Origin of the sequence: Marinobacter sp. LA51, assembly GCF_030297175.1 — a bacterium.
GTDB lineage: Bacteria > Pseudomonadota > Gammaproteobacteria > Pseudomonadales > Oleiphilaceae > Marinobacter > Marinobacter apostichopi.
Genome location: NZ_AP028070.1, coordinates 2,703,372 through 2,721,349, shown reverse-complemented (window position 1 = coordinate 2,721,349; position 17,978 = coordinate 2,703,372). Strand labels below are relative to the sequence as shown.

Below are 17,978 nucleotides of genomic sequence, written 5' to 3'. Positions count from 1 at the left end.
GGTGCTATAAAAAGCATCCTTTATTCTTTCTCTGTATTCTACAAAGTCGTTATCCTGCCAGTTTTCTTTTCGGGAAGAACCGTAAATGGACTGGCAAGGCTGGTTTGCGCTGGGCCTGGCGGGCACCTCGCTGATACTCATGAGTGTTGGACGCTTAGCACCCCACATGGTGATGATGGGGGTGTTGGTCGTGCTTAGCGCGACGGGTATCGTGACGGCCGATCAGGCGCTTTCCGGTTTCAGCAACTCGGGCCTGATCACCGTGGTGGCCATGTTTGTGGTAGCTGCGGGTATCCATCACTCTGGCGGTGTCGATCTTCTGGTCCACCACCTGCTCCGCAACCCCAGTACTGTTCGAAGCGCCCAGGCCCGGATTGCCTTGCCGGTGGCTTTGCTGAGTGGTTTCCTGAACAACACCCCGGTTGTGGCCACCATGATCCCTGCGGTGCATGCCTGGTCTCGCAAGATTGGCATTTCGCCTTCCAAGCTCATGATTCCCCTGAGCTACTCCGCCATTCTTGGCGGTACTCTCACGCTAATCGGTACCAGCACCAACCTGGTGGTCAATGGCCAGGTCCAGCAGCTTACCGGTGGTCCGGGCTTTTCCATTTTTACCATCACTGCGGTTGGGCTTCCGGTGGCCGTGATCGGCGTTGCGGTGATGCTGTTGGTCATGCCGCGGTTCCTGCCAGATCGCAAAGACCAGCAGAAGTTTGGTTCGATGCGGGAATTTACCCTGGAAGTTGCCGTGTCCTTTGATGGTCCGCTGGTGGGAAAGACCGTGGGCGAGGCCGGCTTGCGGGAACTGGAGCGGCTCTATCTGGTCGAGATCGAGCGTGACGGCAGCGTGGTTACCGCAGTGCCCTCGGAAGAGCGGCTCCGGGGTGGCGACCGCCTGGTGTTTGCCGGTGACACCCAGGCCATTTCCGATCTGTTGCGTATCAATGGCATTGTACCTTCTGTTCACGAGGATGAGCCCAGTCTGAGTAAAGACCGGGCTGAACGCCGGCTGGTAGAGGCTGCCTTGTCGCCCCAGTCTGATGTGCTCGGACAGACCATTCGTGATGCCCGCTTCCGTGATCGTTACGGTGCCGTGGTGCTGGCAGTCGCCCGGGGTGGTGAGCGGGTGTCTGGCAATCTCGGGAATATCCGCCTGAAACCGGGCGATGTGTTGCTGCTGGAAGCGCGTCCAGCCTTCGTCAGCCGGCAGCGCTACAACAAAGACTTCTTGCTGATTAACGATCTGGAGACCGAGACGCCCCGTCACGACCGTGCCTGGCTGTCCTGGGGTATCCTGCTGATCCTGGTCGGATTGGCAGCCTGCGGTTTTCTGAGCATGCTTAACGCGGCCCTGCTGGGCGCGAGCCTGATGATTATCTCCGGTTGCTGTTCGGTAGGACAGGCCCAGAAATCCGTGGATGTGCCGGTTATCCTCACCATCGCGGCATCTTTTGCCCTGGGGGCGGCATTGCAGGAGACCGGAGCCGCCAAGTTTGTCGCTGAGGGCATTCTCGGGCTCAGTCAGGGCAATATTCTGCTGGCGGTACTGCTGGTGTACATCACTGTGTCGGTGCTGACGGAGGTCATCACCAACAACGCGGCCGCTGTCCTGGTGATCCCCATTGTGCTGTCGATGACGACCACCATGGGCGTGGCAGCTGAGCCTTTTGTGATTGCAGTGATGATGGCCGCGTCAGCCAGTTTTGCAACGCCACTGGGTTATCAAACCAACATGATGGTGTTTGGTCCTGGCGGCTATCGATTCGGTGATTTCGTGCGGGTGGGATTGCCCATGAACCTGTTCATAGGCGCCTTGACGGTAACGGTGATAGCCCTGGTGTACGGGATCAGTCCCGGCTGACCCGCGGCTGCGTGGGATTGGCTAGAATGTCGCAGCACAGGACCCGGAGTTCACCATCCTGGGAGTAGCCCTGGGACAGGGTGATGCACATGTAGGCGCCGGTTACGCACAGGTAGGGTGTGGTGACATGCAAATTGCCGGGCCGTGCCAGGGCCTGGCGCAGGTACTCCTGACGGAACCAGTCAGCACTGCTGGTGCTTTCCAGAGGTTTGAATCGGGGATCCTGGTTGCGGGTGCCGGTTTCGGAGACAATGGTGTCGGCGATTTGAATGCCGCATTCGTTGACCAGGTAACAGCGAGAAACCGCCTGATGGTTGAGTAATCCGAGACACGCCTGGTACATATCTGAACCGTCGAGTAATTTATCAATCGCGTTAACGAAGTGGCCCCGGAAAAACTCAGTCAGTTGCCGGGTTGGGTCGAGGGTGACCTGGTTGCGCGACTTGTACTCATTCAGCAGTTCGTCAAAATTCGCGGGCGTGCGCGTCAGTTCTTCCAGATCGATACTTGGGGTTCTGAAATAAAAGCCCTGAACAAAATCGACCCCCGCATCTATCGAAATCAGCGCCTGCTCCCGTGTTTCCACTCCCTCCAGCAGTACCAGGCAGCCTGATTGATGGAGCAGCGAAACAATGCCGTTCAAAATCTGTCTGGCCTTTCGATCTTCCGTGGCCCGGGTGAGCAGGGTTCTGTCCAGCTTTACAATATCCGGTGACAGGTTCCAGATGCGTTCAAAATTCGAGTGGCCGGCACCAAAATCGTCGATGGCCGTGAGACAGCCCAGCTTCTTGTAATAGGCCACGGTCTCTTTGAGCTTCTCGGCGTCATCGGTGGGTTGCTCTACAATCTCAATGACGATTCGGTGTGGCGGCAGTCCGGTCTTTTCCAGCAGCTGACCAAAGAAGGAGTCGGCGTGGCGGCCACTGGTGACGGCCTGAGGCGAAACGTTCAAAAACAGCCAGTTCAGCTGGTCTTCAAGGCCGCTGTAGTTGCGTATGTGCAGATACCGGCATAAACGGTCCAGCAGAAGATTTTCAGAGTCTGAAGCGGGGAGCTGGAACAGGTGCAGCGGCAGCACGGCGGAATCGTCGTTATCAAAGGCCCGGATCAGGGCTTCGTAGCCGACAATCCGCTTATGCGAAATGCTGTAGATGGGCTGCAGAGCCGTGCGAAGGGTCAAGCCTTGGAAGTCGGCCGTCCACACATCACCCTCGTGGCTAAGCATCGGAGACAGAAGGTCGAGTTCCGGAACCGCCAGCTTTTCGGGGAGACTCTTCGACATGGTTCATTCTGATTGGTTGCATGACATTGCCCTTCGCCTCAAAGCGCAAGGCAGAACTGCTGAGCCGCAGTTGAAAAGGACCATGAGAAGGGTCAGCACAACTGGTGCACGTGCTGAGATTGCCAAAAAAAACAGATTATTACCACTGTTTCATGTCGAAAGTGGGAATCATTTACATATCGAGGGAGTCAGCTAGAGTTTAGGCAAGGGCTTGAGAGTGGCGGGCGTTTGCAGCTGGTGTGCAAATAAAGGGTGATAAAAGGGAGGCGACCCTTAGGGTCGCCGTGCAATCAGTTGTTGCTGGGTACAACTACGCTTTCGTCGAAATCAAATTCCATGTCCGTGTCCTCTCTTTCTATGAGCCCCAGTGACGGGGATAACAACTATGGGCTTAGTCTAACTTAGGTGACTTTTTGAACAATCCGTAAAACCCGTATACGACCAAAGGCATAGATGCATGCAAATGGTCAGAATTTCTGATGGTGGTTAGCAAAACATTTCGATAGTTTTAGTCGAAGGCCGTTTCTAAAATGCGTTAGGTTTGTGGAAACAGGGATAGAGGTCAGGCAAAACGATGCAAATCAGAAACTCTTCTGAGCGTTACGGGTTGGTTGCGGTGACTATCCACTGGCTGGTGGCGGTTGCTGTATTCGGCCTGTTTGCGCTCGGTTACTGGATGGTGGACCTGACCTACTACGATGATTGGTACAAACAGGCGCCAGACATCCACCGTAGCATAGGCATCCTGTTGTTCGGCCTGATGCTTGTGCGCGTGATTTGGCGTCTGGGTAATGCTGGTCCCAAGCCTCTGCCCAGTCACAAACGCTGGGAAGTGGCCAGTGCCCATGCTGCGCACGGCCTGCTTTACTTGCTGTTGTTTGTGGCAATGGTCAGCGGTTACCTGATTTCTACCGCCGACGGTTCTGCCATCGATGTGTTCGGCTGGTTCGAGGTTCCGTCTGTTACCGGCCAGATTAAAGGCCTGGAAGACACTGCTGGCATGGTGCACTACTGGTCGACCTGGGCAATCGTGGCCTTGGCTGCAGTGCACGCAGCTGGCGCCCTGAAGCACCATTTGATCGATCGAGACAACACACTCCGGCGTATGCTCGGCGGATAACCGGGTGCGCCCACAACAAGCTTCTCAGCCCATTTCGGGCACGGTTCATGAAAAGGAGAAAACTATGAAGAAGGTACTTCTCGCGTCTGCAGTTTCCATGGCTATGGCCGGGGCCGTCCAGGCCGATGGCCACAGCGCTACGTACGACTTCGACGACAAGGGTGCGCACCAGTTCGTCACCTTCAAGATTTCCCACCTGGGTTACAGCTGGTTGTATGGCCGTTTCAATGATTTCGACGGCCAGTTTGTCTACGATGCTGAGAATCCGGCTAACAGCTCGGTGAATGTGACCATCGACACCTCCAGTGTCGATTCGAACAACGCCGAGCGCGACAAGCACCTGCGTAGTGAGGATTTCCTGTACGTAGACGAGTATCCGCAGGCCAGCTTCAAGAGTAAGCAGGTGGTGGTCGATGGCGAGGGAGAGGCCGATATTATCGGCGATCTGACTTTGCGTGGCGTTACCAAAGAGGTGACTCTGGACGCTGAGTTGATCGGTCACGGCGAAGATCCGTGGGGCGGCTATCGCATGGGGTTTGAAGCTGAAACCGAACTGCGTCTGAAAGACTTCGGTATTCCAATGGAGCTTGGCGAGGCTTCAGAGACGGTGGAAATCATCATCTCTGTGGAAGGTATTCGCCAATAAAGCTGAAAGATTGACGGGTGCTGAGACGAGTGCTGACAGGCACCTGAGGAAAAGAGCCAGGGTTTGGCTATGAATGCCGGACCCTGGCTCGTTTTAAGCGGGCTATCCCCCGCCTGAATTGATTTACCATTCCCGCATTTCATGCCCGCAAGGGGCCTTTCTCATCACGCCTTGGAATGGCCAGACGTTTGGTCTGATCGACACAGATGCCGTTGCCGCCAGAACTGACCAGCAAAGATAACCAGCCAGATCAGCACACCCGCCCAAAGATACGGCTCGGGAATCTGGAAGGTTCCGCTGATTGTAAACTCCACCAGGAGCATCAGGGCCACTGCCAATAGCGCATTCACCATGGCCGTGACCATAGCTTGCCCGCAGGCTTTCAGGTTGGGTTTCATAGTGTTCCGCTTGTGAGGAAAGTGAAACGGTCTTCTATCCGATGTCGGCGAGCATACGGTGGGCATTACAGAGTCTCCATGCGGGGTTTCCGCTATTGGAAGTTGGAGTATCTGAGCGCGCGTCCATATAATGTGCCCTCACGTCGCGGCCCGTGATTATTTCGCGTGCAACGGGTAGCATCATCGGCGTCATTCACTTCAGGTAATACAGGCAGAAGAGGCATCCATGCCAGAGTTCCAGACTACGGATGAAGGCTTTGAGCGGGTTTCACTCAGGGACTACACGGAAAAGGCCTATCTCGACTACTCCATGTACGTCATCCTTGACCGGGCCTTGCCCAACGTGGGCGACGGTCTCAAGCCGGTTCAGCGGCGCATCGTATACGCGATGTCCGAACTGGGACTGAAGTCCACGTCCAAGTACAAGAAATCCGCGCGAACCGTCGGTGATGTGCTCGGTAAGTTCCATCCCCACGGTGACAGCGCCTGTTACGAAGCCATGGTGCTGATGGCGCAGCCGTTCTCCTACCGCTACCCGTTGGTGGATGGTCAGGGCAACTGGGGGTCGCCAGACGATCCCAAGTCTTTTGCCGCAATGCGTTACACCGAATCCCGCCTGGCGCCGTTTGCCGAGGTGCTGCTGGGTGAGCTGGGCCAGGGCACGGTGGGCTGGGTGCCGAATTTTGACGGCACCATGGACGAGCCCTCGGTTCTGCCGGCACGTTTGCCTCATGTGTTGCTGAATGGCACCACCGGCATCGCTGTGGGTATGGCGACCGACATCCCGCCCCACAATGTGCGTGAGGTGAGTGCCGCCTGTATACGGCTTCTGGATAGCCCGGAGGCCACGGTTGATGAGCTTTGTGAGCACATCAAGGGCCCGGATTTTCCCACCTACGCCGAGATCATTACCCCACGCAAAGACATCCGCCAGATGTACGAGACTGGCCGCGGCTCTTTGCGCATGCGGGCACGGTGGATTCGCGAAAACGGCGAAATTGTTATTACTGACCTGCCGCACCAGGTTTCTGGCGCCCGCGTTCTGGAACAGATTGCCCAGCAGATGCAGGCTAAGAAGCTGCCGATGGTTGCTGACCTGCGCGACGAGTCAGACCATGAAAATCCGACCCGCCTGGTGATCGTGCCGCGTTCCAACCGGGTTGATCTCGACGGTTTGATGGCGCACATATTCGCAAGTACCGATCTGGAGAAAACCTACCGGGTTAACATCAACGTCATCGGCAATGATGGCCGTCCCGGCGTTAAGGGCTTGCACACCATTCTGACCGAATGGCTGGCGTTCCGCCGAACCACCGTGACGCGCCGACTGCAGCACCGACTGGACAAAGTGCTGGCCCGGCTGCACCTGCTCGAAGGTTTGCTGATTGCCTACCTGAACATCGATGAGGTGATCGAAATTATCCGTACCGAGGACAAGCCCAAGCCGGTGCTGATGGAACGGTTCGGGTTGTCCGCGGATCAGGCTGAAGCAATTCTCGAGCTGAAACTGCGCCACTTGGCCAAGCTTGAGGAAATGAAAATCCGGGGCGAGCAGGATGAGCTGGCGGCCGAGCGTGATGAGCTTCAAACGATCCTCGGTTCTGAGGACCGCCTGCGTGAACTGATCAAGGCCGAAATTCAGGCCGATGCCGAAACCTACGGCGATGACCGTCGCTCACCGATTGTGGAGCGTGAGGAAGCCCGTGCCTTCAGTGAGATCGATCTGGTGTCCAGCGATCCGGTTACCGTGGTGCTGTCCGAGAAAGGCTGGGTGCGAGCCGCGAAGGGCCACGACATTGAGCCTGAGGGCCTGAGCTATAAAGCCGGTGACAGCTTTGCCCTGGCGGCACGAGGTCGCAACAACCAGCAGGCAATATTCCTGGATTCCACCGGCCGTGCCTACTCGCTTATGGCGCACAGCTTTCCGTCCGCGCGAGGGCAGGGCGAGCCGCTGACTGGTCGGATCAATCCCCCATCCGGGGCGAGTTTCTCTGGCCTGTTGATGGGCGACTCCGCTCGCAAGGCCCTGCTGGTAACCGACGGTGGTTATGGCTTTGTTACCTCGCTGAACGACATGATCAGCAAGAATCGTAACGGCAAGGCGGTGGTCAGTGTGCCCAAGGGTGCCCGGATCATGCCGCCGATCACCATTCCGGGCACAGAAAAGACCCTCTACCTCGGGGCAGTGTCCAATGAGGGTCGAATGCTGGTGTTTCCCCTGAGTGAATTGCCGGAGCTGGCCAAGGGTAAGGGTAACAAGATCATCAGCATCCCCTCCGCCCGGGTCCAGAATCGGGAAGAGTATGTGGTCGCCGTGGCGGTGTTTGCCGAAGACGATCAGCTGGAGATTCGTGCCGGCAAGCGCAAGATGGGCCTGCACTTTAGCGACCTTGAGCATTACTTGGGCGAGCGTGGCCGACGTGGGCACAAGCTGCCCCGGGGCCTGCAGCGCGTTGACGGCATTGATGTGATTCCTTCCGCCGCGCGGGCACAGGAAGAGGAGAGCACAGAGAGTGAGTGAGCTGGTACTGATTAATGTCTCCGGCCGGGACAAGCCCGGCCTGACCTCGGAAATTACCGGAATCATGGGCCAGTACGATGTCCGGATCCTCGACATTGGCCAGGCGGTGATTCATGACCACCTGACCTGGGGCATCCTGATTGAGATACCGGACGCCTCCAAGTCTTCGCCGGTGATCCGCGATCTACTGTTCCGACTGCACGCCCTGGACCTGCAGGTGCGGTTTGCACCGATTACCATCGAGGAGTACCAGAGCTGGGCGGAAGGTCGAAATCGAGCCTGCTACATCGTCACCCTGCTGGCCAGAGACATCCAGGCCGAGCAGATTGCACGGGTTTCGGCCATCACCGCTCGTCATGGTCTCAACATTGATAACATTTCCCGCTTGTCGGCCCGGCCCTCGCTGAATACTGCTGAGAACCGCATCGCCTGCGTGGAGTTTTCGGTGCGGGGAACGCCCTCGGATCCGGACGCACTGCGGGCCGATTTCCTGCACATTGCCGGTGAAATGAACGTCGACATCGCCTTCCAGGAAGACTCGATTTTCCGCCGGAATCGTCGGTTGGTGGTGTTCGATATGGATTCCACCCTGATTGAAGCCGAAGTTATTGATGAGCTGGCCCGGGAAGCCGGCGTCGGTGACCAGGTCGCTGAGATCACCGAGCGGGCAATGCAGGGTGAGCTGGACTTCAGTCAGAGTTTTGCGGAGCGCCTGGCGCTGTTGAAGGGGCTTGATGAGTCCGTGCTCGAGGGTATTGCGGCCCGCCTGCGGATGACCGAAGGCGCAGAGCACCTAATCCGCAGCCTGAAAGCACTGGGTTACCGAACTGCGATCCTGTCCGGTGGGTTTACCTATTTTGCCCGCCATCTTCAAGCCAAGCTGGGTATCGATTACGTCTACGCCAACGAGCTGGAAATTGTCGACGGCAAAGTCACCGGTCAGGTCTCCGGCCAGGTGGTGGATGGCAAGCGTAAGGCTGAGCTGCTGCTGGAGATAGCCGAGAAGGAGCACATTGCCCGTGAACAGGTGATTGCCGTGGGGGATGGTGCCAACGACCTGCCGATGCTGAGTCAGGCTGGTCTGGGCGTGGCATTCCGCGCCAAGCCGCTGGTCAAGGAATCGGCACGGCACTCGATCTCGACGCTGGGGCTGGACGCCATTCTCTATCTGATTGGTTTCCGTGAGAGCGAGACCAATCAGGGGCTGGAGCGGGCCGGTTTCTGATCGGTTTGAGTGTTTGCAGGAAATAAAAAAAGGCGTCCCTTGGGGCGCCTTTTTTTTGCCGTCTGCGTCCGGGTTAGTGATCCCCGAAATCGTAGTTCATCTCCGGCACAGGCGCTTGCAGGTAGTAACCCTGAATGTAGTTAACGCCGGCTTGCCAGAGCGTGGCCAGCACACCGGCGTTCTCCACCAGCGGGATGATGGTCAGCTTGCCGCTGTTCTGCAGGGTTTTGACCATTTCCTTGACCTGTTCCTTAGCGGTGTCGTTCTTCTGGATTTCCTCAGTGAACGAACCATCGATCTTCACGTAGTCGGTGTCGATGTGCTTCAGGGTATTGAACGGGTTGAGCGCACAACCGAACTGGCCAATGGACACCTTGCAGTGCAACTCGTGCACAGCCTTGCTGAACTCTTTCGCCTGTTTCATGTAGTTGTTGGCATCGCCTTCCCGGATCTGGAATACCAGGGAGTCACCGGGCAGGCGTGCCGCCTTCAGGGCCACACTGAGCCAGGCTGTGAAGGTCTGGTCCTGCAGGGTTTCGGCCGTGATGTTCAGGAACAGGCGGGTGTCGTGCCCGCGTGACCGGTGACTGGCCAGCTGCTTGATGGTCTGCAGGATAACCCAGCGGTCGATCTTGATGGCGGTGTCTGCAGGGCCCTTCGGCGGCAGGAAGTCGTAGGGTGAGACTTCTTCCTCATCCTTGTCGAGCATCCGGACAAACGCCTCGTAGTGCTCTTCGCCTTCGCCACGCAAATTGATAATAGGCTGGAACAGCAGCTTGAAGCGGTTGTCTTCCAGGGCTTTTATGATCGCTTCAACCGAATTGCCTTCTTCAAGACTTTCGTAATCGGTCGGGTTGTAGACCAAAACACCGTTACCCTGTTCGTGGCCATCCTGTTTGCGCACATCGGAGGAGGCGGTATGTGCTCTGGCCATCAGCTCCTCGGCCTTCGGGGAGTTTTCGGTGATGGCGGCAACCCCGATACTGACCGTGAACTGTACGGTTCGGCCATTGATATCAAACAAGTGGTCTTCGACCGCCTTGCGAACGCGTTCGGCGTGCTCGGCCATGGCCTTTTCGTCACAGGGCTGGCACATGAGGCAGAAGGCGTCATCACTCAGGCGGGCAAGGATGATCTCTTCATCCACCTGCTGTTTGAGCAGGCTGGCCAGGTCGCTCAGCAGAAGATCGGCGCCGGCAATGCCGACCTGACCCTTCATGCTCATGAAGTTGTCGAGCGCGACGTAGGCAAGGGCGCCGGTTTGGTTCTTTTTGCCGGCCTCGCCAATGTTTTCGGCCAGGGCGTCCATCAGGTATTGACGGTTGAACAGGCCGGTCATCAGATCCTGGCTACTGATCTGGCGCAGTTTCTCTTCCAACTCGGCGTCGCTGTGCTCGGGCTGCAGTACGATCTGGGTGCAGGCTTCGCCGTCGTACGTGGCGGCAGACACTGACATGGTCACGTTGAACTCGTGATCGTCGCTGCGGCGCGCGGTGCAGTTCATGGTCATGCCGTCTTCGCCCTTTTCGACAAAAGACTTCATGAACTCTTTGTATTTGCCCTGGCTCTCCGACGTTAGGGTGTCGAGCACCGGAATGCAGATAAGGTCGTCAATGTCGTCGTAGCCGAGGAATTCCATGTATGACTGGTTGGCATAGATGTGCATGCCGTCATTGATGTAGGCGATGGCGTCCTTGGAACTCTCCAGCAGCAGCTGGCAGCGCTGTTCTGCTTCGCGCAGTTGGGACTCCAGAACTCGCCGGCGGCGGCGATCTTCCAGGGCGGCAAGTTCGCGATTAACCGTCAGCACCAGCAAGTCGGTGTGCTCGAATTGAACTGTGTCCTGCGCGCCCGCTTTCATCACCGCAACTGTGCGCTCGCGGCTCTGTTCCTCAGTCAACAGGATGAATGGAATGTCTTTATCCATCCGGCGAATCATTCCCAGAGCGTCGTCGGCACTGAATTCCTGCTCCAGGTCCCTGGCCAGCAACAAGTCCCAGTTGCCGGCTTTCAGGGTTTCCTCCAGATCCTCTTCCGAAGTAATGCGGTGCGCGCGCGTGGCCTTGCCAGAGTTTCGGAGCAGGCTGACCAGCGATTCGGCATCATTTTGGTCGGGATCAAGGATTAGCAGGTGTACGGTCGCGTTCTTTTTCTGCATTCGTAAGGCGTCTCGTGATGCACGTTGGGATAGGCCGGTCCAGGTCTTTGTATCGGGCACAGGGATAACCACCGCCTTGCTTCCGGCATGGTTCGCCTGCTCCGGCTGGCCGGGCTGTCACTAAGCTGAATGATGCAGCGGATAGTCGCCAATAACAACCCTGTGGCCAATGGGTTCCCGGTGTTAAGCGTCTACAGCGACGGCCACAGTGAATCGAATTCATCCTCACTGGCGCCAGAGGGAGTGTCCGGGGCGCTTGCCGACGGAACTGAGGCGTTGTGAAGTTTCAGCTCGAACTGGCTGATGCTTCCGGTTGAAGACACCTTCTTGGAGAGCTGACCCTGGTCTTCCCGGCCGTCATGCAGCAGCGAAATACGGCTGCCTGACTGGAACGGCAGTCGTGGGGTAATCAGCGTCGCCGATTGGTTGACCACGCTGATTTCAGGCAGTAGCAAACCGCGCAGGTATTCGCTGCTGTTGCCGACCTTCTGGATCAGCTTTACGCCGCAGGGCGAGGCGCTGGGCGCCAGCAGTTCGATTCCGATTTGGGTTCCGTGATGCTTGATTTGCCGAATCCAGCGAACCACCGCGATGCTCCAGGGGTGGGAGCTTTGCTCGCGCACACCTAAAACCTCACCCGCTTGTAGAGATGCGGGGACATTGCTTTCCCAGGCCACGCAATAGCCGCCCGGGCTGGTGTTGATCAGCAGGGCATGGTGGGCGTTTGGCCGGTTTTTGTCAGCCACGTGCTTGGAAGCGGTGCCATAGCTGCCGCGGAAGGTAATGGGGGCGTCCGCGGAGTGCCTGGCGTCTTCGCTGGGGGCGACATCGTGGGCTCCCGCCCAGGCGTCTTTGCCTTGCTGGGCGGAGCGGATGAACATGTTCTCTTCGCTGTGGTGACCGTTTTCGTTGCCACTGACAAACTCGGTAAAGGTCTTTTCGCCAGCAACAAAATAGTGGGCGGCGGTGAGGCCCACACAGACTTCCAGCATGCCCTGACTGGCAATCCGGTTGAAGTTTCGCTTGGCCAGAATGCCCAAGGCCTGGCTCAGGTGAGTCAGCAGGGTGTCGCTGACTTTGGCGGGCACATGCAGAGCATTCTCGCCTTTGGTTTTGTTGCGGCGGGCGTTCAGGGTGTCCGAGACCATGGCCGACAGGTCCCGGGTGTCGAAATCAAAGCTGTCTTCGCCAGGGTTGTGATCCAGCAGACTACGATAGATTGGAGGGTTGTCGCCCTCCATGTTGATGACAAACAGGCTGTCGTCTCCGATATCGGGGGCGCAGCGGGTGTAATCGCTCCAGGCCTCGAACAGTTCGTAGACCTGCATCAGCTCTGGCTGGCGCAGCTGGTTCGGGCGGGCACTACCGAGCAGCAGTATCCGTTTGTAGGCATCGGCGATGGAGCTGGAGCGGCGGTGCAGTAGGTTGTTGTCTTCAACTTCGGTGTCTGCGAGCTTGCTCCTGACGGCAAACCGGTACAGCCGGTGGCACTCCAGCCAACTTCTCGAAGGGCTTGGACAATACAGCTGGTGAGAGCGAACGATGGTCGCTGCCAGCTCGGAAATGGCCCGATGCGTTGAGATGACGATGGGCTTGCGGTGGCGCTCTACGCCTCCGTTGTCGAGAAATTCCAGGACGCAGAGCTTGTAGCCTGCGGACAGGTGCAGCTGCAGCGCTTGGGACAGGTTAGCAATCTTGCGCTGTTTTTCCGGTAGTGCAACGGCCATGCCCAGATAATGCCGGGAAAGCTCATTGCACACGAACTGGATCTTGTCCCGGATCAACTCCAGAAACTGCAGCCGCTGCTGTGGGGGCGTGAACAGGTGGTTGAGTTCAATAATGGCATGGTAAAGCTGGCGCGAAACCTCGCCGATATTGGCCATAGGCAATTGATCGACCCACCCCCGAAATGCTTTTGGGGTGGTGTCGCAAAAAGACAGGCTGGCCGTTTTCTGTTCTGGGACTCGAAGATCTGGTTTCAGATTCATGCCTTCCATGAGTACACGCCACTGTTGAGAGTCACGGTGGAGTTCCTAAGGTGAAGCGGTGGGCATTTGACCAATGTGTTACTCGCCCGCAGCGTCACGGAAAAGCCGTGAATAATATTATTATGGTAATCGTTACATAACATTAAGATAGCAAGCCCGTTACAAAAAGCGAACGTGCAACGAGTTAACAATCTTTGACAAGCGCCTGTGGGCGTATTTTTGAGAATCCTATCACGTAAACAGATTGAGGGGCGTCTTGCCTTCCCGTCCTGGAACCTCTCGTACCAGCTTCGGCACCAGAAATCCCGGTAGTCGGCTTAGCAGATCCCGGACCAGTTCCCGAGCCTCGTCGTCAGACACATCGTAATGATGCGCGCCTTCAACCGGATCAAAGGCGTGCAGGTAATACGGCAGCACTCCGGCGTCAAACAGGGCTTCACTAAGTGCCTCGAGAACGTCGGCGTGGTCGTTGACGCCGCGCAGGATAACGCTCTGGTTCAACAGCGTGACGCCAGCGTCGCGCAATTGTTCCAGTGCAGTGCGAGTGGCTGTATCAATCTCGGCCGGATGGTTTATGTGCAGAACTATCACCACCTGGAGCCGCGTATTTTTCAGCCAGGCAAGCAGCGGCTCGCAAACGCGCTCGGGAATCACCACCGGCAGCCGAGTGTGCAGGCGCAGGCGCTTGAGGTGAGGAATAGCCCCTAGTTCGTGTGCCCATTGGGCCAATAGCTTATCGTTGACCGCCAGGGGGTCGCCGCCGCTGAGAATCACTTCGTTGATTTCCGGGCTCGCCGCCAGGGTCTCTATTATGTGCTGCCGGTCCTGAGGGCTCAGGCGCTGATCCTCGTACGGGAAGTGGCGCCGGAAACAGTAGCGGCAATTGACGGCACACTGACCAGTCACCATCAGCAGGGCACGGCTGCGGTATTTGCGGATCAGGCCGGTCGTCTGGATGGCGCCGTCTTCTTCCAGGGGATCGCGAACGAACCCCGGCACCCGCAGAGCCTCCTGGCTGACCGGCAGGACCTGTCTCAGCAAGGGATCATCGGGGTCGCCCTTACGCATTCGCGCCAGGAACGGCTCCGGAACCCTCACCGGGAACAGTTGGTGCCCGACCCGGGCACCCCGGAGCCAGCGCTCGGGCGAAAGGTCAAGCCTTGCCAGCAGTTCCTCCGGGCAGGTTATCGACCCAGAGAGCAGTTGCTGCCAGCTGCGTCGGTCCTCAACAAGGTGGGCTTCTATACGGGTGGGGGTTCGCTGTATCATAGCGACCTTCGAATTTTTAACTGCATTTTGTCAGGTGAACATTTCATGGCTTCATATTCTACCAACGAATTCCGCGGCGGTCTTAAGGTTTTGCTCGATGGCGACCCTTGTATCATGCTTGAAAACGAGTTCGTCAAGCCGGGGAAAGGTCAGGCCTTTAACCGCGTAAGACTGCGGAATCTTATGACCAACCGGGTCTGGGATCGCACGTTCAAGTCGGGTGAGAGCCTCGAAGCCGCTGACGTGATCGATCAGGACATGGAGTACCTCTACACCGATGGTGAATTCTGGCACTTCATGCTGACCGATGGCTCCTTCGAGCAGTACCCGGCAGACGCCAAGGCGGTCGGTGATACCGTGAAGTGGCTGAAAGAACAGGACGTGTATACGGTTACCTTGTACAACGGCGCGCCGTTGACGGTTACGCCGCCGAACTTTGTCGAGCTGGAAGTGGTCGACACCGACCCGGGCATGAAAGGTGACACCGCTCAGGGCGGCTCCAAGCCCGCTACCCTGTCGACCGGTGCGGTGGTCAACGTTCCGCTGTTCATCACCATCGGCGAAGTGCTGAAGGTCGACACCCGGTCGGGTGACTACGTTAGCCGCGTCAAAGGCGGCTGAGTCCGGAATGACTGAAGAATCTGCCTGGCGGCCTTCTGCCTCGCCGGCAGCTCTAAAAAGCCGTGCACAACAATTGGCGTTTGCGCGCGGCTTTTTTGCTGAACGGGAGGTTCTGGAGGTGGAAACGCCAGTGCTGGCCCAGCACGGCGTGACCGACGTGAACCTTGATGGCGTCGCGGCCGACGTGTCCGCGGCAGGGCGCGAGGGAGGTTGGCTCCAGACCTCTCCCGAATACCACATGAAGCGTCTGCTCGCAGCTGGATCCGGTTCGATCTATCAGGTTTCCAAGGTGTTCCGTAATGGCGAGCGCGGCCGTCGGCATAACCCCGAGTTCTCCATGCTGGAGTGGTATCGGGTCGGCTACGACGACACAGCACTGATGGCCGACGTGGCAGACCTGGTATGTGGCTGGCTGGATTGTGCCCGGCCGGTGCAGGTGTCCTACCGGGATGCAATGCTGGCCTGGGCAAAAGTGGATCCGTTTGAAATCAGCGATGAGGATTTGCGCCGATGCTGTGAGCAATGGCTGGAGCCGGATCAGATCGCGGAATTGGATCGGGACGGGTGCCTGGACCTGCTGATGAGCTTTTCGGTAGAGCCGAATCTTGGCCGGGATTCTCCGGAATTCATCGTCGGCTATCCCGCTTCCCAGGCGGCCCTGGCGCGCGTCTCAGTGGTGGATGGTCATCCGGTGGCGCATCGCTTTGAGCTGTATGTCGATGGTCTGGAATTGTGCAACGGCTACTGGGAATTGGTTGATGCCAGCGAACAGCGCCGGCGCTTTGAGGCCGATAATCGGCTCCGGCAGCAGTCGGGCAAGCCCGACATGGCGCTGGATGAGGCGTTCCTTGATGCTGTCGAGACCGGATTGCCCGATTGCGCCGGGGTGGCGCTCGGGCTGGATCGCTTGCTGATGCTCAAGCTGGGCACCCGGGATATCGCCGAGGTGCTGGCCTTTCCCTTCGAGCGCGCCTAAGCCGTTAGCCTCACTTAAGCCAGAGTGCCGAAGGCCTCGCCCATGCGCACTGTTTTGCCGGCAACCTGATCTTCGTTCCAGGTTGCTGCACCCTTGGGCATAACCATGACCACGGTGGAGCCCAGCCGGAAACGTCCCATTTCCTCGCCCTTGGCGAATGCCCGTGCCTCATCGCCTTCGTAGCGGGTGGTTGTGACCTCGCCATTGCCCGGTGCTACCACGCCAGACCACACAGTCTCAACGCTGCCGACGATCATGGCGCCGACCAATACCAGAGCCATGGGCCCGGCTTCGGTGTCGAATATACAGGCCACCCGTTCGTTGCGGGCGAACAGGTTGGGAACGTTCTCAGCGGTGACCGGGTTGACTGAGAAAAGCTTGCCCGGAATGTACACCATCTCACGCAAAGTGCCCGCCAGTGGCATGTGAATCCGGTGATAGTCCTTGGGCGAAAGGTAGATAGTTGAAAATTCACCATCCGCAAAGGTGTCGGCCCACTGCGGATCGCCGCCGAGCAGCTCGGTCAGGCTGAAGGACTGTCCTTTCGCCTGGAATACTCGGTCATTGCTCACCTGGCCCAACTGGCTGATGGCACCATCGACCGGGCTGACTAGCGTTTTCTCGCCTTCGGCAAGGGGGCGCAGGCCGGGCTTGAGTTCCCGGGTGAAAAACGCATTGAAACTGGGGTAGGCGGTGGGATCGGACTCGGCCGCCTCGCTCATGTTTACGCCATAGCGGCCGATAAACCATTTAATGACGCGGTTCTTTAGCGCGGGGGTACTATCGTTATCTGCCAGGCGGCCCGCGAGGCGGGACACCGTGAGTTGGGGTGTAACGTACTGACTCAGGACAAGCAGCTTGCTTAGCATTGAAAAAGTAACCCTTTGAGCGCAAAGGCGCGCATTCTACCAAAGTCTGGCCTCTGTATAGAAATTGTTTCCTGGCTTCTCGGGCAGCGTTAAGCCTTGCTATGATCGGAGCCCAAAACGGCGCGGATGCCACAGCGTCCGCCGATAACCAAAAACCAAGGCGTACATTCTTCCCATGTTATTGATCATTGGTGCAGTGGTTGTCCTCGCGAGTGTGCTGGGCGGTTACGTTCTGCATGGCGGCAATCTGGCAGTGCTCTGGCAGCCCACGGAAGTGCTGATTATCTTCGGCGCCGCGCTGGGTTCGTTCGTAATCGCCAACCCCTTGCACACCGTCAAGGAGGTTTTCCACGGCATTCTGCGTCAGTTGACCGGATCGCCGTACAACAAGTCCTATTACATGGATCTGTTGAGCCTGATGTACGAGATTTTTGATAAGTCTCGCAAACAGGGTGTCATGGCAATTGAGGAAGACATCGACAATCCCGAAGCGAGTCAGATCTTCAGCCGGTACCCGGCGATCATGAAGTCCGAGGAGTTGCTCGCGTTTATCACCGATTATCTCCGCATCATCAGTTCCGGCAACATGGCGACTCATGAGTTGGAAGGCATGATGGAGAATGAGATCGATAGTCGTCAGCACGAGCTGGAGGAGCCCTCCCATGCAGTCAATAAGACTGCTGATGCCTTGCCGGGCCTGGGGATCGTGGCTGCGGTGCTGGGTATCGTTATCACCATGAACTTCCTGTCCGAGGGGCCTGAGCGTATCGGCTTGAGTGTCGCCGCAGCCCTGGTTGGTACGTTTCTGGGCATCTTCATGGGGTACGGGTTTGTCGGCCCGCTCTCCATTGCCATGGAGCATTCTGCCAAGTACGAACTGAAGGCCTACAACTGCGTAAAATCCTCCATTGTGGCCACCCTTTCGGGCCAGGCGCCGCAGATGGCGATCGAGTTTGGTCGTAAGGCCTTGCCCACCGACAAGCGGCCCGGGTTCCAGGAATTGAACGATCACGTTAGGTCCAAGTGACCCATAGCCACATTCTG

At 57.6% G+C, this 17,978-nt stretch carries 14 protein-coding genes; 8 read left to right on the top strand and 6 right to left on the bottom strand.

Features of this window, described 5'->3' with window-relative positions; all coding sequences use genetic code 11:
• Window positions 1–85 precede the first annotated feature (85 nt).
• The gene (locus tag QUE89_RS12485) at window positions 86–1,861 is read left to right on the top strand and encodes an SLC13 family permease (protein WP_286220397.1); all 1,776 of its coding nucleotides are present in this window, start codon (window positions 86–88) and stop codon (window positions 1,859–1,861) included.
• On the opposite strand, the gene QUE89_RS12480 is transcribed toward QUE89_RS12485, so the two are convergent.
• Window positions 1,848–3,143 carry an EAL domain-containing protein gene (locus QUE89_RS12480; protein WP_286220396.1) on the bottom strand — a complete coding sequence of 432 codons (1,296 nt, stop codon included), beginning with the start codon at window positions 3,141–3,143 and terminating at the stop codon, window positions 1,848–1,850. The two genes, QUE89_RS12485 and QUE89_RS12480, sit on opposite strands and share 14 nt — an antisense overlap.
• A 574-nt stretch (window positions 3,144–3,717) precedes the next feature.
• Here QUE89_RS12480 and QUE89_RS12475 point away from each other — a divergent pair.
• Both QUE89_RS12475 and QUE89_RS12470 read left to right on the top strand, forming a co-directional pair.
• Window positions 3,718–4,263: a cytochrome b gene (locus QUE89_RS12475; RefSeq protein WP_286220395.1), complete on the top strand. Its 546-nt coding sequence runs from the start codon at window positions 3,718–3,720 to the stop codon at window positions 4,261–4,263.
• Between the two features lie 64 nt (window positions 4,264–4,327).
• Window positions 4,328–4,909 (top strand): YceI family protein, encoded by a 582-nt coding sequence (locus QUE89_RS12470; RefSeq protein ID WP_286220394.1) that lies wholly within the window; start codon window positions 4,328–4,330, stop codon window positions 4,907–4,909.
• Window positions 4,910–5,073: 164 nt separating this feature from the next.
• Here QUE89_RS12470 and QUE89_RS12465 read toward each other — a convergent pair whose 3' ends face one another.
• Window positions 5,074–5,307, bottom strand: coding sequence for a hypothetical protein (locus QUE89_RS12465; protein WP_286220393.1), 234 nt, complete (start codon window positions 5,305–5,307; stop codon window positions 5,074–5,076).
• A gap of 226 nt (window positions 5,308–5,533) precedes the next feature.
• Between QUE89_RS12465 and parC the strand changes: the two genes are divergently transcribed.
• Together parC and serB are read left to right on the top strand one after the other, a co-directional pair.
• Window positions 5,534–7,828: a DNA topoisomerase IV subunit A gene (gene parC, locus QUE89_RS12460; RefSeq protein WP_286220392.1), complete on the top strand. Its 2,295-nt coding sequence runs from the start codon at window positions 5,534–5,536 to the stop codon at window positions 7,826–7,828.
• Window positions 7,821–9,053, top strand: coding sequence for a phosphoserine phosphatase SerB (gene serB, locus QUE89_RS12455; protein WP_286220391.1), 1,233 nt, complete (start codon window positions 7,821–7,823; stop codon window positions 9,051–9,053). Before parC ends, serB begins: the two co-directional genes overlap by 8 nt.
• A gap of 73 nt (window positions 9,054–9,126) precedes the next feature.
• Here serB and QUE89_RS12450 read toward each other — a convergent pair whose 3' ends face one another.
• From QUE89_RS12450 to epmB, 3 genes are all read right to left on the bottom strand, one after another.
• Window positions 9,127–11,211 carry an EAL domain-containing response regulator gene (locus tag QUE89_RS12450; RefSeq protein ID WP_286220390.1) on the bottom strand — a complete coding sequence of 695 codons (2,085 nt, stop codon included), beginning with the start codon at window positions 11,209–11,211 and terminating at the stop codon, window positions 9,127–9,129.
• Window positions 11,212–11,402: 191 nt separating this feature from the next.
• The gene (locus QUE89_RS12445; protein ID WP_286220389.1) at window positions 11,403–13,208 is read right to left on the bottom strand and encodes a cyclic-di-GMP receptor FimW-related protein; all 1,806 of its coding nucleotides are present in this window, start codon (window positions 13,206–13,208) and stop codon (window positions 11,403–11,405) included.
• 222 nt (window positions 13,209–13,430) lie between these two features.
• Complete coding sequence (epmB, locus tag QUE89_RS12440) at window positions 13,431–14,468, bottom strand: EF-P beta-lysylation protein EpmB (RefSeq protein ID WP_286220388.1); 1,038 nt, start codon at window positions 14,466–14,468, stop codon at window positions 13,431–13,433.
• A 45-nt stretch (window positions 14,469–14,513) separates the two neighbouring features.
• Here epmB and efp point away from each other — a divergent pair, with 45 nt between their 5' ends.
• The gene (efp, locus tag QUE89_RS12435; RefSeq protein ID WP_041339752.1) at window positions 14,514–15,089 is read left to right on the top strand and encodes an elongation factor P; all 576 of its coding nucleotides are present in this window, start codon (window positions 14,514–14,516) and stop codon (window positions 15,087–15,089) included.
• A 7-nt stretch (window positions 15,090–15,096) separates the two neighbouring features.
• Entirely contained in the window at window positions 15,097–16,065 is a 969-nt protein-coding gene (epmA, locus tag QUE89_RS12430; protein WP_286220387.1) for an EF-P lysine aminoacylase EpmA, read from the top strand.
• A 14-nt stretch (window positions 16,066–16,079) separates the two neighbouring features.
• On the opposite strand, the gene asd is transcribed toward epmA, so the two are convergent.
• Entirely contained in the window at window positions 16,080–16,934 is an 855-nt protein-coding gene (asd, locus tag QUE89_RS12425; RefSeq protein WP_286220386.1) for an archaetidylserine decarboxylase, read from the bottom strand.
• A gap of 175 nt (window positions 16,935–17,109) precedes the next feature.
• Here asd and motA point away from each other — a divergent pair, with 175 nt between their 5' ends.
• The gene (gene motA / locus QUE89_RS12420) at window positions 17,110–17,961 is read left to right on the top strand and encodes a flagellar motor stator protein MotA (protein WP_286220385.1); all 852 of its coding nucleotides are present in this window, start codon (window positions 17,110–17,112) and stop codon (window positions 17,959–17,961) included.
• Window positions 17,962–17,978 lie beyond the last annotated feature (17 nt).